Source organism: Variovorax sp. DAIF25, from assembly GCF_050711835.1.
Lineage (GTDB): Bacteria > Pseudomonadota > Gammaproteobacteria > Burkholderiales > Burkholderiaceae_C > Variovorax.
Genome location: NZ_CP136637.1, coordinates 2025941 through 2039643, shown reverse-complemented (window position 1 = coordinate 2039643; position 13703 = coordinate 2025941). Strand labels below are relative to the sequence as shown.

The following is a 13703-nucleotide window of genomic DNA, read 5'->3' as shown; positions in this document are numbered from 1 at the left end:
CATGCCTGCTTCGCCTTTCACTTCCAACGACCTCGCGTTCCTGGGATCGCTTCTCGCGACCGCCGCCCGCGAAGAGATCATGCCGCGCTTTCAAACGCTCCACAGCGTCGACCGCCGGCGCAAGACCTCGTCCTTCGACATCGTGACCGACGCCGACGAGGTCTGCGAGGCCGCAGTGCTCACGGCCTTGCGCGCGCGCCACCCCGAGGCCGTGCTGATCGGCGAGGAGGCCTGCACGCGCGACCCCGCGCTGCTCGACGCCATCGACGACGCCGAGCTGGCCTTCATCGTCGACCCGCTCGATGGCACCAAGAACTTCGCGAACGGCCTGCCGCTGTTCGGCACGATGGCGTCCGTGACCGTGCGCGGCGAGGTGGTCGCCGCGGCGATCCACGATCCGGTGCGCGCCGACACGGCCTTCGCGATCCGCGGCGAGGGCGCGTGGATCGAATCGGCCACGGGCACGAAGCACCAGCTGCAGGTCGCGCCCGCCGTGCCCGTCGACAAAATGGAAGCCATCGTCGGCACGAACTTCCTGCCCGAGCCGCTTCGCAGCGAAGTCAATGCGCGGTTGTCGCGCCTGGGCATGACCAACTGGTTCCGCTGCGCCGCGCACGAGTACCGGCTCGCGGCCGCGGGCGACATCGACGCCCTGTTCTACAACAAGCTCATGCCCTGGGACCATGCCGCGGGTTGGCTGTTGCATCGCGAAGCGGGCGGCTACGCGGCGCATCACGACGGCTCGGCGTACCGGCCTGCGCACCGGACCGGCGGGCTGATCTGCACCGCCGATCGCGCGAGCTACGACGCGGTGCGTGCGGCCCTGTTGGGCTGAGCTGCGCCAGGGTCAACTCCTCTTCGCCTCGTCGACGCGCTCGGCATTGGTGGTGCTGCGCGACCCCTTCAGATGAAGTTCGATGTCCGAGGCGTTCGAACCGACGGCGCGAATGGCTTCCTCGACCTGCTCGTGGGTGGCGTCGAGCTTGCGGGCGAGTTCCTTGATGTCCGAAGCGCTCTTCGTATCGATGCTCTGGGATGGGTGAGGGGTGGATGCCATGGTGTCTCCTGTGAAGGGGTGGATGAAAGGCATTCGCGAGGGGCGAGTGCGGAAGCGATGTCGAAGCCGGCGGCGGACCACCGGTTCGCCTCTGACGGCGTGAGTGCTGCCCGCGCGTGGAAACGAGAAGGCCAGATCCTCTAGGCCCGTCCCTGCCCGTCGCCTGTTCGGTCGTGAACCCACCGCATGGCTTGCTGTTGGCCATGCCGCAACGCTTCTTCGGCGGTCGCATAGGGATCGGCGTCCTGCGGCAAGCGCGTTGGCTGGTCCGGCTGCGCCATCCAATCCACCGCGACCTTGCAGGGCCCGCGCGAATCCGGCTCGAGTACCAGCCGGAAGGCATGGCCGCCATACACAAAAGCATGTTCGTTCGTCATTCGAAAGTCTCCAGGCTGTCGCCCGCGGGTGAATGAACGGGGCGCCACCACGGCCGCCAGCAGCATGCGAAAGAAGGGACCTGCGTGCATCGGGATGGTCCGAGATCCGTCGCTTCATCAAGCTAGAGGACAGGCGGGGTCCCAGGCGCCCGAGCTTCACCCACGCGGGCGTAGGACATTCAGCTGCCGGGGAATGGACTGTGCGCCGCGCCCTGCCGCGCGAAGCGCGGAGCGCCTACGCGACGAAGTGCTGCGAGGTCGGAGTGTTCGGCTCCATTCATTCAACCCAATGACCCGAGACACACGCATGGCCGATGCTGCCCACGGCACAGAACACCAGAGTCCACCGCCAACCGACGCCGCGCCCGCGAGCCCGCTGCGGCGCATTTCCGTCCATGTGATCGAACCCGACCCGGGCCGCTATTTCTGGGTGCTCCTGGAGCAAGGCGCCGATCCGTCCACCTGGCGCGAATTGCTGAGGAGCCAGCGGCCTTGCAGGCATTGGAACCATGCCTTGACCGACGGCATGGCCGCGCTGATGGAACTGGCGAGCGATGTGCGCGAAGGGCCGCGACAGACCGGCTCGGCCAGGCGCTGGTCCGCGAGCGAGCCGGAAGCTTCGCTGCGCAACTGGTAGCTTGGCGCGGCCGGACCCGGCCCCGTCGTCATTCCGATCGCTCGGCCTTCGAGATCGCGGCCCGGCCTTCGGGCGTGATGCGGAAGATGATCGAGGCGCCGTGTGTCAGCGGCACGTCCGGGGAAGGAAGCTGTGCCTCGATCAGCCCTGCGGCCTCGAGCACGATCGCGTTGCGGATGTCGGCCTCGTCGTGCAGCGCGAGCGGAAACCGGGAATCCTTGATACGGCGAAGAAAGTCCATGGGCATGTTGCAGTCCTCCGGCGGTCGCGAAGGATAGATCAGGAATCGGAAAAATCTCGGGGTAGCACCCCGACCTCGCCAGACGTCCGGACGGTTTCCATCCCCTTCTCGGCGCCCTCGTCGGCCGTCTTCGAAACGCGTCTCGCGCGCGGCGGGCGTGCCGGCATGTCGTCGAAATGCTCGGGCTGCTGCCGCCGAGCGCGCGCCAATGCCGAATGCCCTTCCGCCGTCACTTCCATCACGACCGCGCGCGGAATGTAGACATCGCCCGAGCGTTCCCTCACCGGCGCCTCGAAGCTCGCCTTGATGAGGTTCGCGGCGTTCAGGCCGAGCAGCCGCTCGATGTCATCCCTCGACGTGCATTCGGCTGGGAGTTGCTGCTGCCCGAAGTATGAGAGCAGCTTCATGCTCGCCAGCACGCGCAACTCGCGCTCGTTCAATGCCTTTCTACGCACGCGGCTGACCTTCGACTCCAGGCTTCGCGGCGGCCATCTGCTCTCGCGCCTGCAGCGCAGCCGCGTGCAGACGCTCCGCCGTCAAGGCGGCAGCATCCGCCGTCATCGTCACGGCCACCCCATCGGGGCCATCCAGGATCACCACGCCATCCTCGGCGGTGGCGTGGCCGGCGTCTTCGCGCGGTCCGGGAATCGTGCGGCGATCACTCATGGGGACTCCCGGTCTGGCCGACCGCGCGTGCCGCGGTCTCAGGGTTGAGGTAGAGGTACTGCGGATCGAACCGGGCTCTTTCGACCAGGCCCGTCAGGTCGAGAATCTGCACGTTCGCGCCGCGGACATTGCACAGGCCGGCTTCGCGCAGTTCGCGCAGCACGCGATTGACGTGGACATTGGTGAGGCTGCAGACCTCGCCGATATCGGCCTGCGTCATGGGCAACGTGAAGGCGTGGCCCTCGGACGCGCCGATCGCCAGCAGGCGGGCATGGGTCTCGCAGAGGAAGTGCGACACGCGCTGCGCCGCGTTGAGGCTTGCCAGCCTGTAGATCCATTGCCGGTGCATCGCCGCGTCCAGCAGCGTGAGAAACCACAGCCGCCGCGCGAGACCGGGCTGCGAAGCCTGGATCTCTTCGAGCGAGGCGTGGCGAAAGACCGCGACGGTGATGTCCGTCAACGCGGCGACATCGTGGTCGAGCTTCTTCAGGGCATAGGCATGCAGATCGACGAAATCGCCGGGCACATGCAGCGCCACCGGGTGGCGGCGGCCATCCGGCGCATCGACGTGGCGCGTCATGAGCCCCTTCACCAGCAGCGTGCTGATGTCGACCGGCACCCCCTGGCGAACGACCAGGCTGCCGGCCGGGTAGGTCTGCGTGTGGGAGATCGCGCCTTCCAGGAGGTCGCGTTCGGCGTTGGAGATTTCTGCAGCACGGTTGCGAAGTACGTTCTCGGTCAGCATGGAAGAGTCCTCATGTCGGATGGTGCACCGCATCGCGGCACGTCGCATTAACCTGCATCAAGTTTGAGCCCGCGAAAACGCGACGCGGCAAATTCGGATCAAAGAGGTTTTTGTCCTACGCACGGGGTCGGCGCCGGTCCTCAGAGTCGCGCTCCTTCCACGACCCATCTCCAAGCGAGGCCCCTCCCCATGTCCAAGAAAAAAGCCACCCCTTCCGTTGCCAACCTCGATGCGGCGCGCGCGGCAGCACGCAACACGGACAGCGGTCCCGCTGCACCGGCGCCCACAGCCGCTGGGAAGGACGACCTTCCCGCGCAGAAGATGATCGACGCGCAGGCGCTCGCCGCCGCCATGCTCGCCAATCCGAACAAGGCGCTCGAGCATGGCCTGGCGAATGCACAGTCCGCGCCCGTGGGCGCGACCGCCACCCCGGCATCGCGCTTGCCCACGGGGAGCACGCTCTCGGAGGCGAATGCCTCGGCCAAGACGGGCAGTGCGGCGCTCGAGGGCGTGAATGCGACCATCGATTCGCTGGACCGCGTGAGGGTGGACGCCTCGGGCCAGGCGCTCACCACCAACCAGGGCGTGCCGATCGCCGACAACCAGAACTCCCTGAAGGCAGGCGCGCGCGGGCCGGCGCTGCTCGAGGACTTCATCCTGCGCGAGAAGCTCACGCACTTCGACCACGAGCGCATTCCCGAGCGCATCGTCCATGCGCGTGGCTCGGGCGCGCATGGCTTCTTCGAAGCCTACGAGCCGCTGACGAAGTACACCAAAGCTGCGCCGTTCAAGGAGGCGGGAAAGATCACGCCGGTGTTCGTGCGCTTCTCGACCGTCGCGGGCGAACGCGGTTCCAAGGACACGGCACGCGACGTGCGCGGCTTCGCCGTCAAGTTCTACACCGACGAAGGCAACTGGGACCTGGTCGGCAACAACATGCCGGTGTTCTTCATCCAGGATGCGATCAAGTTCCCCGACCTCGTCCATGCCGTGAAGCCCGAGCCGCATCACCAGATGCCGCAGGCAGCGAGCGCGCACGACACCTTCTGGGACTTCGTCTCGCTGATGCCCGAGTCGACCCACATGCTGATGTGGCAGATGTCGGACCGCGCGATCCCGCGCAGCTACCGGATGATGCAGGGCTTCGGGGTCCATACCTTCCGGCTCGTCAACGACGCGGGCGAGTCCTTCCTCGTCAAGTTCCACTGGCAACCCAAGCTCGGCACCCACTCGCTGGTGTGGGAGGAGGCCGTGAAGATCTCGGGCGCCGACCCGGACTTTCATCGCCGCGACCTGTGGGAGGCGATCGAGGCCGGCGAGTACCCGGAGTGGGAACTGGGCCTGCAGATCTTCACCGAGGAACAGGCCGAGCAGTTCAGCTTCGACATCCTCGACGCCACCAAGCTGATCCCCGAGGAGCTGGTGCCGGTGCAGATCGTCGGGCGCATGGTGCTCAACCGCAACCCCGACAACTTCTTCGCCGAGACGGAGCAGGTGGCCTTCTGCACCGCGCACATCGTGCCCGGCCTGGACTTCACCAACGACCCCCTCCTGGCGGGCCGGATCCACTCCTATGTGGACACGCAGATCAGCCGCCTGGGCGGACCGAACTTCCACGAACTGCCGATCAACGCGCCGATCGCGCAGGTGCACAACAACCAGCGCGACGGCATGCACCGGCAGGCCATCCACCGCGGCCGTGTCGCCTACGAGCCGAACTCGCTGGCGGGCGGCTGCCCGTTCCAGGCCGGCGCCGCGCAGGGCTTCACCAGCATCGCCAAGCGCCTGGATGCGAAGGAGAGCGCCGACAAGGTGCGCATCAAGCCCGAGAAGTTCGCCGACCACTACACCCAGGCACGGTTGTTCTTCGAGAGCCAGTCGGACGTCGAGAAAGCCCACATCGGCAACGCGTTCCGCTTCGAGTTGTCCAAGGTGACGGTGCCCGCGATCCGCGAGCGCGTGGTCGCGAGCCTCGCGAATGCATCGCCCGAACTGGCGGCGCGGCTCGCGCAGGACCTGGGCATGGCACTGCCCGCGCCTCTGCCCAAGGCACTCGAGAACCCGGCCCAGCCCGAGGTCGAGGTGTCGCCGCCGCTGTCACTGCTGGCGCGACCGGGCGATGGCGGCATCCGCACGCGCAAGGTGGCGATCCTGATCGCGCATGGCGTGGAAGGAACGTCGCTCGCGAAGCTAATCAGCGCACTGGTCGAGGCCGGTGCCGTGCCGCGCCTCGTTGCCGCAAGGCTCGGAACCTACAGCGGTGCCGCGGGCGAGAGCTTCGAAGCGGACGCCACGATGGAGAACTCGCCGGGCTTCCTGTTCGACGCGCTCGTCCTGCCCGATGGCGCCGCCGCGGTGGAATCCCTGGACGCCGATGCCCACACGCTGGAGTTCCTGCGCGCGCAGTACTGGCACTGCAAGACGATCCTGGCCTTCGGTGCCTCGGAAGCCCTGCTGGCCGAGGCTCAGATCCCGCTGGCGCTGCCCGATGGCTCGGCGGATGCCGGACTGGTCCTCGCGGACGCCACCGATGCGGATGCGGCGATCGCGGCCTTCATCGCCGCCATGCCGCTGCGCCATTTCGAGCGCGAGAACGATCCGCCGAAGAACTGATGCGCGCCTGTCGCGCAGCGATGGTGCGCCAGTTCCTTGTCGCCTCCACCGAGGCCTTCTGAAGCAGGACCATGATCGGAATCGTCATTCCCGCGCACAACGAAGAGATGTTGATCGGGCCTTGCCTCGCGCGGGCAAGGGCCTGCGCCCGCGACCCCGCCCTTGGCGGCGAACGCGTGGAGATCGTCGTGGTGGCGGACCGCTGCAGCGACGCGACGGCTTCGATCGCCGCGCGGTCGGGCGCGCGCGTGCTGGACGTCGACGCGCGCAACGTCGGTTTGGCCCGGGCCACCGGTGCCAGCGCGCTGCTCGCGCTCGGCGCGCGCTGGCTGGCCTTCACCGATGCCGACACCCTGGTCGCCGAGGACTGGCTGTCGCAGCAGCTCGCGCTCGACGCCGAGGCAGTGTGCGGCACGGTCGAGGTGACCGACTGGACGCCCCATGGCGAGAACGCCCTCTTTCTGTCGCGGCACTTCGCCACGAGCTACCTCGATGTCGATGGGCATCGTCATGTGCACGGCGCGAACCTCGGCGTGGCCGCGCACGCCTATCTGCGTGCCGGAGGCTTCCAGGAGCTGGCCTGCAGCGAGGACGTCGCCCTGGTGACCGAGCTGGAGCGCACCGGCGCGAGGATCTGCTGGAGCGCGCGGCCACGCGTTTGCACGAGCGCGAGAAAGGTGGCGCGTGCACCGGGAGGCTTCGCCGATGCGCTGCTGAACGCGGTGGCCTCCCAGTTCCTGGGCAAGCCGGCGGTCGCCTGACGGCCACCGCCTCCCACGGACGGAAGCGTGCCGTTCAAGCGGACGCGCGCGCTTCGTCCTTGTGCCTCACGCAGTACTCGAGCGCCGCCTCGAGCATCGGCCAGTTGGCGAATACGTAGACACGCTCGACCCTGTCCCAGCGCCCGCCGAACTCCTTGAGCGTCAACGCGAGCCCCGAGAGGCTGCCCAGCACGGCGGGTTTGAATTGTCCATAGGGTTCGCAGTGTTCGGCCACTGTGCAGCCAAGCCGCGCCGCGAGGCCCTGCACGCGGTCCGTACCGCTCGGAGGAGGAAGAAGCATGCGCGGATTTTCGCAAAAGCCCGGGACACCATGTTCTTCGTCGCATCCCCCAAACGTGGGGTTGCCAGTCGCGTGATCGGCGTTCGGGCTGCGACGAGCACCGCGCGTTGCCTTAGGAAGACGGTAGCTCGATCAAGCCCGACAGCGGCACGGTTTCGATGCGTTCGGCGCTCGCGATCACGATCGCGCGGTCGGGCCGGCCAGCGCCGTCGGCGAGCGTGCGCCACAGGAAGCGGATCGAGTTGGCATCGAGCGCCGCGGTCGGTTCGTCGAGCAAGGTGAGCGCGCGTCCCGACGCGAGCGCGGCCGCCAGCCAGACCTTTCGCTTCGATCCGGTGGAGAGCATGTACATCGGCTTCTCAAGGTGCGGCGTCAGGGAGAAGCCCTCCACGAGGGCGCGCCACTTCGCTTCATCGAAGCCTGGATCGCCGGCACTCAACGACGCGGTGCACTGCGTCGCCGGGATGTCGTTGAAGGCGTCGGTCTCCGGGTCGACGAAAAACACGTTCCGGCCATAGGCCTCGGGCTCCTGGTCCAGGCGCGCTCCAGCGAGCTCCAGTCGGCCTTCGCCGCGAAGGCTCCCTGCAAGCAGCCGGAGGATCGTCGACTTTCCGCTCCCGTCGCCACCGTAGAGCTGGGTCAGGCCGGCGCCGATGCTGGCGCTCCAGGTGGACAGGAGCGCGGGGCGACCCGGGTAGGCGAAGCTCAAGTTCTTGACGACGAGGACGGGCGCGGTTGCCATTGGATTCATGCGCCGACCCTAACGCAAAACCGGTCCGGCTCGCTGCGCCTCCGGGAACGGCCCCCTGGATGACGGCCACGGGATTGCTACCTACTTTCGCTCGCGCTGAAAGCCGACCCCGAGGGTCGTGCCGACGTCGAGAGTGCAAGGTCTACAACAAGGAGCAGCCATGTCCCCCTACGGCGTCGATTCACCGGTCCATACGATTGAAGGGTCCGTCAGCCAGAGCGGCGTATCGTGGGGCGCCATCATCGCCGGCGCGGCGGGTGCGGCTTCGCTGTCGTTGGTTCTGCTGCTGCTCGGCACCGGCCTGGGCATGTCGTCCGTCAGCCCCTGGGCCCGTGAAGGCGCGAGTGCAAGCGCCATTGGCATCGCGACCATCCTCTGGCTCAGCTTCACGCAGCTCGCCGCTTCCGGCCTGGGCGGCTACCTGGCGGGGCGACTGCGCACGAAGTGGGCGGGGGTTCATACAGACGAGGTGTACTTCCGCGACACGGCCCATGGCTTTCTCGCCTGGGCCGTCGCCACCCTGCTGACCGCGGCGCTCCTGAGCTCCGCGGTGGGCGCCATTCTTGGCGCTGGCGTACAGGCCGGAAGTGCCGTCGCGGGCGGTGCGGCCACCGTTGCTGCCGCTGCCGGGGGAAGTGCGGGAGTCGCGGCATCGACGTCGCAGTCCGGGTCCGGGTCATCGACCGGTCCGCTCGGCTACTTCGTCGACTCGCTGTTCCGTCAGGATGCCGGCGCGACGTCGACCACCGCGAGCGATGCCGGCACGCTTGCCGTCTCGCCGCCAGCCCCGCAGGATCGCACGGCCTCGAATGCGGAGATCGCGCGGATCTTCGTCAACAGCATCGGTACCGGCGCGCTGCCTCCTGAAGACACGAGATACGTCGGCCAGGTCGTAGCGCAACGCACCGGCATGACTCAGCAAGACGCGGAAAAGCGCGTGAACGATGTCTATGCGAAGGCACAGGCCGCGCTGCGGGATGCTCAAGCCAAGACCAAGCAAGCGGCCGACGCAGCCCGCAAAGCCTCGGCCTACACGGCGCTGTGGCTGGTGGTCTCGATGCTGATCGGTGCCTTCGTCGCGAGCTTCGCGGCGACTTACGGTGGCCGCCGCCGCGATCTCTGACTCGCCCCCCGAAACCTTTCAGGAGATCCCCATGCGCTCACTTCTGCTGCTTTTTCTCGGCGTGCCGATCCCGGTGATCATCCTCATCGCGTTGTTCTTCCATTGAACACCTGACGCCGCGAGGGCGTCAGGACGCCGCAATCACCGGAAAGTCCGTCCCCAGCCACTTCTGGTACAGCTTGTTGAGCTCGCCATTCGCGCGGTTGCGCGCGACGAACTCGTCGAGCGTCTTCTTCAGCTCGGCCTGGCCGGGCCGCATGGCGATGGCCATGACCTGCTCGCGCACGGTGAACTTCTTCTCGTAGGTGTCGGGCGGCACGCGCTTGGCGATCTGCGCGGCCACGGTGGTGGAGCAGCCGATCGCATCGACCTGGCCCGAGATCAGCGCCTGCATGCCCGAGGCATCGTCGTCGAAGCGGCGGATCTCGGTGCCCTCGGGCGCCATGGCGGTCAGCGCCACGTCCTGCACGCTCGCGCGCGCCACGCCGATGCGCCGCCCCTTGAGGTCGGCCGCGCTCTTGATGTCGACCTTCTTCGCGCCATACAGGATCACGGTGGCGGTCGCATAAGGCGCCGAGAAGTCGACCTGCTTGGCGCGCTCGGGCGTGATCGCGAGCGAGGCCACGAGCAGGTCGACCTTGTTGGTCAGCAGGAACGGGATGCGGTTCGGCCCGGTGACGGGTACGAGGTTGAGCTTGACGCCGAGGTCCTTGGCCAGCAGCCGCGCGACATCGGCGTCGTAGCCGTCGGGCTGGTTCTGCGCATTGGTGGTGCCGTAGGGCGGAAAGTCCACGAGCAGCCCGATCGTGAGCTGGCCCTTCTTCTGGATTTCCGCGGCGCTTTGCGCCACGGCGGCACCGGACAGGCCGGCCATGGCGGCACCGGCCGCGACCGCCAGCAGTTGCCGGCGCGACATCGAATCGAACATCTGAGTCTCCTTGTGAATGGGTCGGCGGGGAACGAGGGAAGGGCGAAGCGAGCTCGTCACATCACGCCGAAGGTCTCGAAGGCCTCGACCGTGCTCATCCCGTTGCGGATGGCGGTGCGCACCGCGTTCTCGGTGCTGGCCTTCTCGAGCGCGCGGCGGAAGGCCTCGACCTCGGCCTCCTTCGGCACGATCAGCACGCCGTCCTGGTCGCCGAACACGATGTCGCCCGGACGAACGCGCACGCCCTGGATCTCCACCGGCACGCGGTAGTCGACGACCTTGCCGCGCGGGCCCTGGTCCTGCGAATAGCCGCCGAGCGAGAAGACCGGCAGGCCGAGCTCCAGCACCTCGTTGGTGTCGCGCGAGTAGCCGTCGAGCACCGCGCCCGCCGCCTTCAGGTGCTGGGCGCGCGTCGTCATGAGCCCGCCCCAGAGCGCGAACTGCGGCGCGCAGCCGGTCGCGACATAGACCTCGTGGGGCTTCAGGTCGTCGAGCGCCTGGAACAGCAGCCCGAAGGGCTGGCGGCTCAGCGGCGTCTTGCCCTCGGGCTCGGTGCGCGCGAAGCAGTTGGTCTCGAGCACCGGCATCGCGCGGCCTGCGATCACCATCGAGCGCTCCACCGGCCGGATGGCCGGCGGCAGGAACTGCCGCAGCAGCCCCATGGTGTCGAGGATGTCGCCCACGACGGCGGGGAACAGCTTGGTCTTCATGAGCTGGAACAGCTCGTCATCGTCTTTCCACATGCTTGTCTCGTTCGTTCGGTCAGCCAGTCGATCAATGGCCCGATTGAACGGGGCGCCCGCCCGGGTCGCAAGCTCTCACCCTATATGATAGGTAGCCGATGACCGCCCACCCCTTCGTCCTGGACAAGCTCGAGCGCGTGCCGCTGTCGGAGCAGGCCGTGCAGAGCCTGCTGGGCTACATCGAGCGCTCGCGGCTGGCGCCCGGCGCCGCGCTGCCCGGCGAAGGCCGGCTGGCCGAGATCCTCGGCGTGAGCCGGCCCGTGGTGCGCGAGGCGCTGCGCACGCTCAAGGGCATGGGGGTGGTCGACATCGCCAACGGCAAGAGCCCGATCATCCGGCGCGACCTCGACGCCACCGCGATGTCGATCTACTTCGCGCGCGCGCTGCAGGTGCTCGACAACTCCACCGAGGACCTGATGGCCGTGCGCGCGGCGCTGGAAGGCCAGTCCGCGGCGCTCGCGGCCGCGCGCCGGCAGCCGGCCCAGATCGAGCGCATGACGGCGCTGGTGACGCGCATGCAGGGCTGCCTGCGCGACCCGGCCACCTACGCGGCGCTCGACACCGAACTGCACGTCGAGATCGCGCGCGCCAGCGGCAACCCCCTGCTGTGGCAGATGATCGGCTCGATCCGCGCGTCGCTGGAATCGCTGTCGCGCCAGGGCATGGAACGGCGCAAGACCCGCAAGAGCCTGCAGCAGGTGCAGGACGGCCACGCCGAACTCGTGGCCCGCATCTGCGAGGGCGACGTGGCCGGCGCCGCGGCCGCCATGCAGGCCCACATGGCGGCGGCGCTGCATGCGCTGCTGCGCGAACCTCAGGCGTGATCGGTCGAGCGCGTCACCGCTTCCCAGGCATCGATCTCATCGGACATCGCCGCGAGCTTGGCGCGCACGAGCTCCAGCGCGTCGGTGCCCAGCAGCAGGTGCGCCGGCGGATTCGGCGCCTCGACCAGCGCGAGCAACGCCTGCGCCGCCTTCGCGGGATCGCCAGTTTGCGCGCCGCTCTTGGCCTGCCTGGCCTCGCGGATCGGATCGAAGAGCGCGTCGTAGTCCGCGATGCTGCGCTCCGATCGCACCATCGAGCGCCCGGCCCAGTCGGTGCGGAACGAGCCCGGCGCGACCGCGGTGACATGGATGCCGAAGCCCGCGACTTCCTTGCCGAGCACCTCGGAGATGCCCTCGAGCGCGAACTTGCTGCCGCAGTAGTAGGCGATGCCGGGCATGGTGATGAAGCCGCCCATCGAGGTGATGTTGACGATGTGGCCGCGGCGGCGCGTGCGCATCGAGGGCAGGACGGCCTTGATCATCGCGACCGCGCCGAAGACGTTCACGTCGAACTGGCGTTGCATCTCGGCCAGGCTGGACTCCTCGAGCGTGCCCTCGTGCCCGTAGCCCGCGTTGTTGACCAGCACGTCGATGGGCCCGTGCTCGGCGAGCAGCTGGGGAACGGAACGCTCGATCGCGTCGAAATCGGTGACGTCGAGCACCACGGCATGCGATCGGCCCGGCACGCTGCGCTCGAAGGCTTCCTTGTTGCCTTCATTCCTCACGGTACCGAGCACCGTGTGCCCCTGCGCGAGGGCGGCTGCCGCGAAGGCTTTTCCGAATCCCGAATTGACGCCCGTGATGAGGAAGGTTTTGGATGAGGTCTGGGTCATGGTCGGCTCCTTGAAGATCAGGCACCGATCGTAGAAATCGCAGCACGGTCGCGATATGCCGAGTCGCACACATGGCTTGCCTAAAACTACGAAGCCGTGGACCCGGCGGCCCGGCTGTGGCAGATTCGCGGCTCCCATGAACGACGCTCGTCCACGCAACGCACCGCCGAAGGTCTCCCCTGTGCAGCGGCAGATGGTCGATCTGGTGCAGCCCCTGGCGCCGATCGAAGGCTACAACCTCACCGTGCTGCCCGATGTCCGGATCCTCCGGTCCGACCGGCCGCTCGCCCGCGCGCCGGTGCTCTACGAGCCCGGCATCGTCATCGTGCTGCAGGGCCGCAAGCGCGGCTTTCTCGGCGACGAGGTCTACCTCTACGACGCGCAGCACTACCTGGCCGTGTCGGTGCCCGTTCCCTTCTCGATGGACACGGACGCATCGGCGCAGGAGCCACTGCTGGCGATCTACTTTCGCCTCGACTTCCAGGTCGCGGCGGAGCTGATGATGAAGCTCGACGAGCACGGGTTGGCCGAAGGCGCGGCGCCCAAGGGCCTGATGTCGACCCCGATGGACGAGCGCCTGGCCCGCGCCGTGCTGCGCTTTCTCGAAGCGATGAACTCGCCGCTCGAGGCGCCGATCCTCGGCCCCGACCTGGTTCGCGAGATCTACTTCCGCGTTCTCACCGGCGAGCAGGGCAGCGCCATCCGGGCCTCGCTCACGCGCCAGGGCCACTTCGGCAAGATCGCGAAGGCCATCCGCACCATCCATGCGCGCTTCGACCAGAAGCTCGACATCGACGGTCTCGCCGACGAAGCGGGCATGAGCCCCACCTCGTTCCATTCGCACTTCAAGGCCGTCACGTCGACCTCGCCGATCCAGTACCTGAAGACCACGCGCCTGCACCAGGCCCGGCTGATCATGGCCCGGCACCAGGTCACGGCCGCGCATGCCAGCGCGCAGGTGGGCTACGAAAGCCCCTCGCAGTTCAGCCGCGAGTTCAAGCGCATGTTCGGCCGCGGCCCGGCCGAGGAGGCCGCGCGCATGCGCGAGGCGTTCGCGCGGCCCGATCCCTCGCCGCATGCGCTGTACGTGGCCGCGCACTGAA

Annotated in this window: 19 protein-coding genes; 8 read left to right on the top strand and 11 right to left on the bottom strand. The window is 67.9% G+C overall.

Features of this window, described 5'->3' with window-relative positions; genetic code table 11:
* The first annotated feature begins 1 nt into the window (after position 1).
* On the top strand, positions 2-835 hold the full coding sequence (locus R0232_RS43915; protein WP_431513510.1) for an inositol monophosphatase family protein: 834 nt from the start codon (positions 2-4) through the stop codon (positions 833-835).
* Between the two features lie 12 nt (positions 836-847).
* Here R0232_RS43915 and R0232_RS43910 read toward each other — a convergent pair whose 3' ends face one another.
* A complete protein-coding gene (locus R0232_RS43910) occupies positions 848-1057 on the bottom strand; it encodes a DUF3606 domain-containing protein (protein WP_431513509.1) in 210 nt (69 codons plus the stop codon).
* Between the two features lie 140 nt (positions 1058-1197).
* Positions 1198-1434: a hypothetical protein gene (locus R0232_RS43905; RefSeq protein ID WP_208508202.1), complete on the bottom strand. Its 237-nt coding sequence runs from the start codon at positions 1432-1434 to the stop codon at positions 1198-1200.
* Positions 1435-1741: 307 nt separating this feature from the next.
* Here R0232_RS43905 and R0232_RS43900 point away from each other — a divergent pair, with 307 nt between their 5' ends.
* Complete coding sequence (locus tag R0232_RS43900) at positions 1742-2071, top strand: hypothetical protein (protein ID WP_431513508.1); 330 nt, start codon at positions 1742-1744, stop codon at positions 2069-2071.
* 28 nt (positions 2072-2099) lie between these two features.
* Here R0232_RS43900 and R0232_RS43895 read toward each other — a convergent pair whose 3' ends face one another.
* The 4 genes from R0232_RS43895 to R0232_RS43880 are packed head-to-tail and all read right to left on the bottom strand — an operon-like array spanning position 2100 to position 3723.
* On the bottom strand, positions 2100-2312 hold the full coding sequence (locus R0232_RS43895; RefSeq protein ID WP_431513507.1) for a hypothetical protein: 213 nt from the start codon (positions 2310-2312) through the stop codon (positions 2100-2102).
* Between the two features lie 38 nt (positions 2313-2350).
* The gene (locus tag R0232_RS43890; RefSeq protein WP_431513506.1) at positions 2351-2752 is read right to left on the bottom strand and encodes a hypothetical protein; all 402 of its coding nucleotides are present in this window, start codon (positions 2750-2752) and stop codon (positions 2351-2353) included.
* 7 nt (positions 2753-2759) lie between these two features.
* Positions 2760-2978: a hypothetical protein gene (locus R0232_RS43885; protein ID WP_208508198.1), complete on the bottom strand. Its 219-nt coding sequence runs from the start codon at positions 2976-2978 to the stop codon at positions 2760-2762.
* Complete coding sequence (locus tag R0232_RS43880; protein ID WP_296779367.1) at positions 2971-3723, bottom strand: Crp/Fnr family transcriptional regulator; 753 nt, start codon at positions 3721-3723, stop codon at positions 2971-2973. Before R0232_RS43880 ends, R0232_RS43885 begins: the two co-directional genes overlap by 8 nt.
* A gap of 189 nt (positions 3724-3912) precedes the next feature.
* Here R0232_RS43880 and R0232_RS43875 point away from each other — a divergent pair, with 189 nt between their 5' ends.
* Together R0232_RS43875 and R0232_RS43870 are read left to right on the top strand one after the other, a co-directional pair.
* On the top strand, positions 3913-6336 hold the full coding sequence (locus tag R0232_RS43875; RefSeq protein WP_431513505.1) for a catalase: 2424 nt from the start codon (positions 3913-3915) through the stop codon (positions 6334-6336).
* A 71-nt stretch (positions 6337-6407) separates the two neighbouring features.
* Positions 6408-7097 carry a glycosyltransferase gene (locus R0232_RS43870; RefSeq protein ID WP_431513504.1) on the top strand — a complete coding sequence of 230 codons (690 nt, stop codon included), beginning with the start codon at positions 6408-6410 and terminating at the stop codon, positions 7095-7097.
* A 34-nt stretch (positions 7098-7131) separates the two neighbouring features.
* Here the strand turns inward: R0232_RS43870 and R0232_RS43865 are convergent, their stop codons facing one another.
* Both R0232_RS43865 and R0232_RS43860 read right to left on the bottom strand, forming a co-directional pair.
* Positions 7132-7398, bottom strand: a complete 267-nt coding sequence (locus R0232_RS43865) for a hypothetical protein (RefSeq protein ID WP_208508194.1) — start codon at positions 7396-7398, stop codon at positions 7132-7134.
* Positions 7399-7510: 112 nt separating this feature from the next.
* Complete coding sequence (locus tag R0232_RS43860; protein ID WP_366929000.1) at positions 7511-8140, bottom strand: ABC transporter ATP-binding protein; 630 nt, start codon at positions 8138-8140, stop codon at positions 7511-7513.
* A 169-nt stretch (positions 8141-8309) separates the two neighbouring features.
* On the opposite strand from R0232_RS43860, the gene R0232_RS43855 reads away from it, so the two are divergent.
* Entirely contained in the window at positions 8310-9272 is a 963-nt protein-coding gene (locus tag R0232_RS43855; RefSeq protein ID WP_431513503.1) for a hypothetical protein, read from the top strand.
* A complete protein-coding gene (locus tag R0232_RS43850; protein ID WP_431513502.1) occupies positions 9250-9378 on the top strand; it encodes a hypothetical protein in 129 nt (42 codons plus the stop codon). The genes R0232_RS43855 and R0232_RS43850 overlap by 23 nt, the downstream gene beginning before the upstream one ends.
* A gap of 21 nt (positions 9379-9399) precedes the next feature.
* Here R0232_RS43850 and R0232_RS43845 read toward each other — a convergent pair whose 3' ends face one another.
* Positions 9400-10200 (bottom strand): transporter substrate-binding domain-containing protein, encoded by an 801-nt coding sequence (locus R0232_RS43845; RefSeq protein ID WP_093352892.1) that lies wholly within the window; start codon positions 10198-10200, stop codon positions 9400-9402.
* A gap of 56 nt (positions 10201-10256) precedes the next feature.
* Positions 10257-10943, bottom strand: coding sequence for an RraA family protein (locus R0232_RS43840; protein ID WP_057596250.1), 687 nt, complete (start codon positions 10941-10943; stop codon positions 10257-10259).
* A gap of 98 nt (positions 10944-11041) precedes the next feature.
* Here R0232_RS43840 and R0232_RS43835 point away from each other — a divergent pair, with 98 nt between their 5' ends.
* A complete protein-coding gene (locus tag R0232_RS43835; protein WP_203207964.1) occupies positions 11042-11767 on the top strand; it encodes a FadR/GntR family transcriptional regulator in 726 nt (241 codons plus the stop codon).
* Here the strand turns inward: R0232_RS43835 and R0232_RS43830 are convergent.
* Complete coding sequence (locus R0232_RS43830; protein ID WP_431513501.1) at positions 11758-12600, bottom strand: oxidoreductase; 843 nt, start codon at positions 12598-12600, stop codon at positions 11758-11760. The genes R0232_RS43835 and R0232_RS43830 overlap by 10 nt on opposite strands.
* Before the next feature lie 136 nt (positions 12601-12736).
* Here R0232_RS43830 and R0232_RS43825 point away from each other — a divergent pair, with 136 nt between their 5' ends.
* Positions 12737-13702: an AraC family transcriptional regulator gene (locus R0232_RS43825; protein ID WP_296779342.1), complete on the top strand. Its 966-nt coding sequence runs from the start codon at positions 12737-12739 to the stop codon at positions 13700-13702.
* Position 13703: the final 1 nt, after the last annotated feature.

What these genes read in the sequence shown, in the direction of transcription:
- R0232_RS43900 (WP_431513508.1), top strand. Translation starts at nt 1,742, where the DNA reads ATGGCCGATGCTGCCCACGGCACAGAACACCAGAGTCCACCGCCAACC.
- R0232_RS43915 (WP_431513510.1), top strand. Translation starts at nt 2, where the DNA reads ATGCCTGCTTCGCCTTTCACTTCCAACGACCTCGCGTTCCTGGGATCG.
- R0232_RS43855 (WP_431513503.1), top strand. Translation starts at nt 8,310, where the DNA reads ATGTCCCCCTACGGCGTCGATTCACCGGTCCATACGATTGAAGGGTCC.
- R0232_RS43830 (WP_431513501.1), bottom strand. Translation starts at nt 12,600, where the DNA reads ATGACCCAGACCTCATCCAAAACCTTCCTCATCACGGGCGTCAATTCG.
- R0232_RS43870 (WP_431513504.1), top strand. Translation starts at nt 6,408, where the DNA reads ATGATCGGAATCGTCATTCCCGCGCACAACGAAGAGATGTTGATCGGG.
- R0232_RS43860 (WP_366929000.1), bottom strand. Translation starts at nt 8,140, where the DNA reads ATGGCAACCGCGCCCGTCCTCGTCGTCAAGAACTTGAGCTTCGCCTAC.
- R0232_RS43825 (WP_296779342.1), top strand. Translation starts at nt 12,737, where the DNA reads ATGAACGACGCTCGTCCACGCAACGCACCGCCGAAGGTCTCCCCTGTG.
- R0232_RS43875 (WP_431513505.1), top strand. Translation starts at nt 3,913, where the DNA reads ATGTCCAAGAAAAAAGCCACCCCTTCCGTTGCCAACCTCGATGCGGCG.
- R0232_RS43840 (WP_057596250.1), bottom strand. Translation starts at nt 10,943, where the DNA reads ATGTGGAAAGACGATGACGAGCTGTTCCAGCTCATGAAGACCAAGCTG.
- R0232_RS43895 (WP_431513507.1), bottom strand. Translation starts at nt 2,312, where the DNA reads ATGGACTTTCTTCGCCGTATCAAGGATTCCCGGTTTCCGCTCGCGCTG.
- R0232_RS43865 (WP_208508194.1), bottom strand. Translation starts at nt 7,398, where the DNA reads ATGCTTCTTCCTCCTCCGAGCGGTACGGACCGCGTGCAGGGCCTCGCG.
- R0232_RS43845 (WP_093352892.1), bottom strand. Translation starts at nt 10,200, where the DNA reads ATGTTCGATTCGATGTCGCGCCGGCAACTGCTGGCGGTCGCGGCCGGT.
- R0232_RS43835 (WP_203207964.1), top strand. Translation starts at nt 11,042, where the DNA reads ATGACCGCCCACCCCTTCGTCCTGGACAAGCTCGAGCGCGTGCCGCTG.
- R0232_RS43885 (WP_208508198.1), bottom strand. Translation starts at nt 2,978, where the DNA reads ATGAGTGATCGCCGCACGATTCCCGGACCGCGCGAAGACGCCGGCCAC.
- R0232_RS43910 (WP_431513509.1), bottom strand. Translation starts at nt 1,057, where the DNA reads ATGGCATCCACCCCTCACCCATCCCAGAGCATCGATACGAAGAGCGCT.
- R0232_RS43880 (WP_296779367.1), bottom strand. Translation starts at nt 3,723, where the DNA reads ATGCTGACCGAGAACGTACTTCGCAACCGTGCTGCAGAAATCTCCAAC.
- R0232_RS43905 (WP_208508202.1), bottom strand. Translation starts at nt 1,434, where the DNA reads ATGACGAACGAACATGCTTTTGTGTATGGCGGCCATGCCTTCCGGCTG.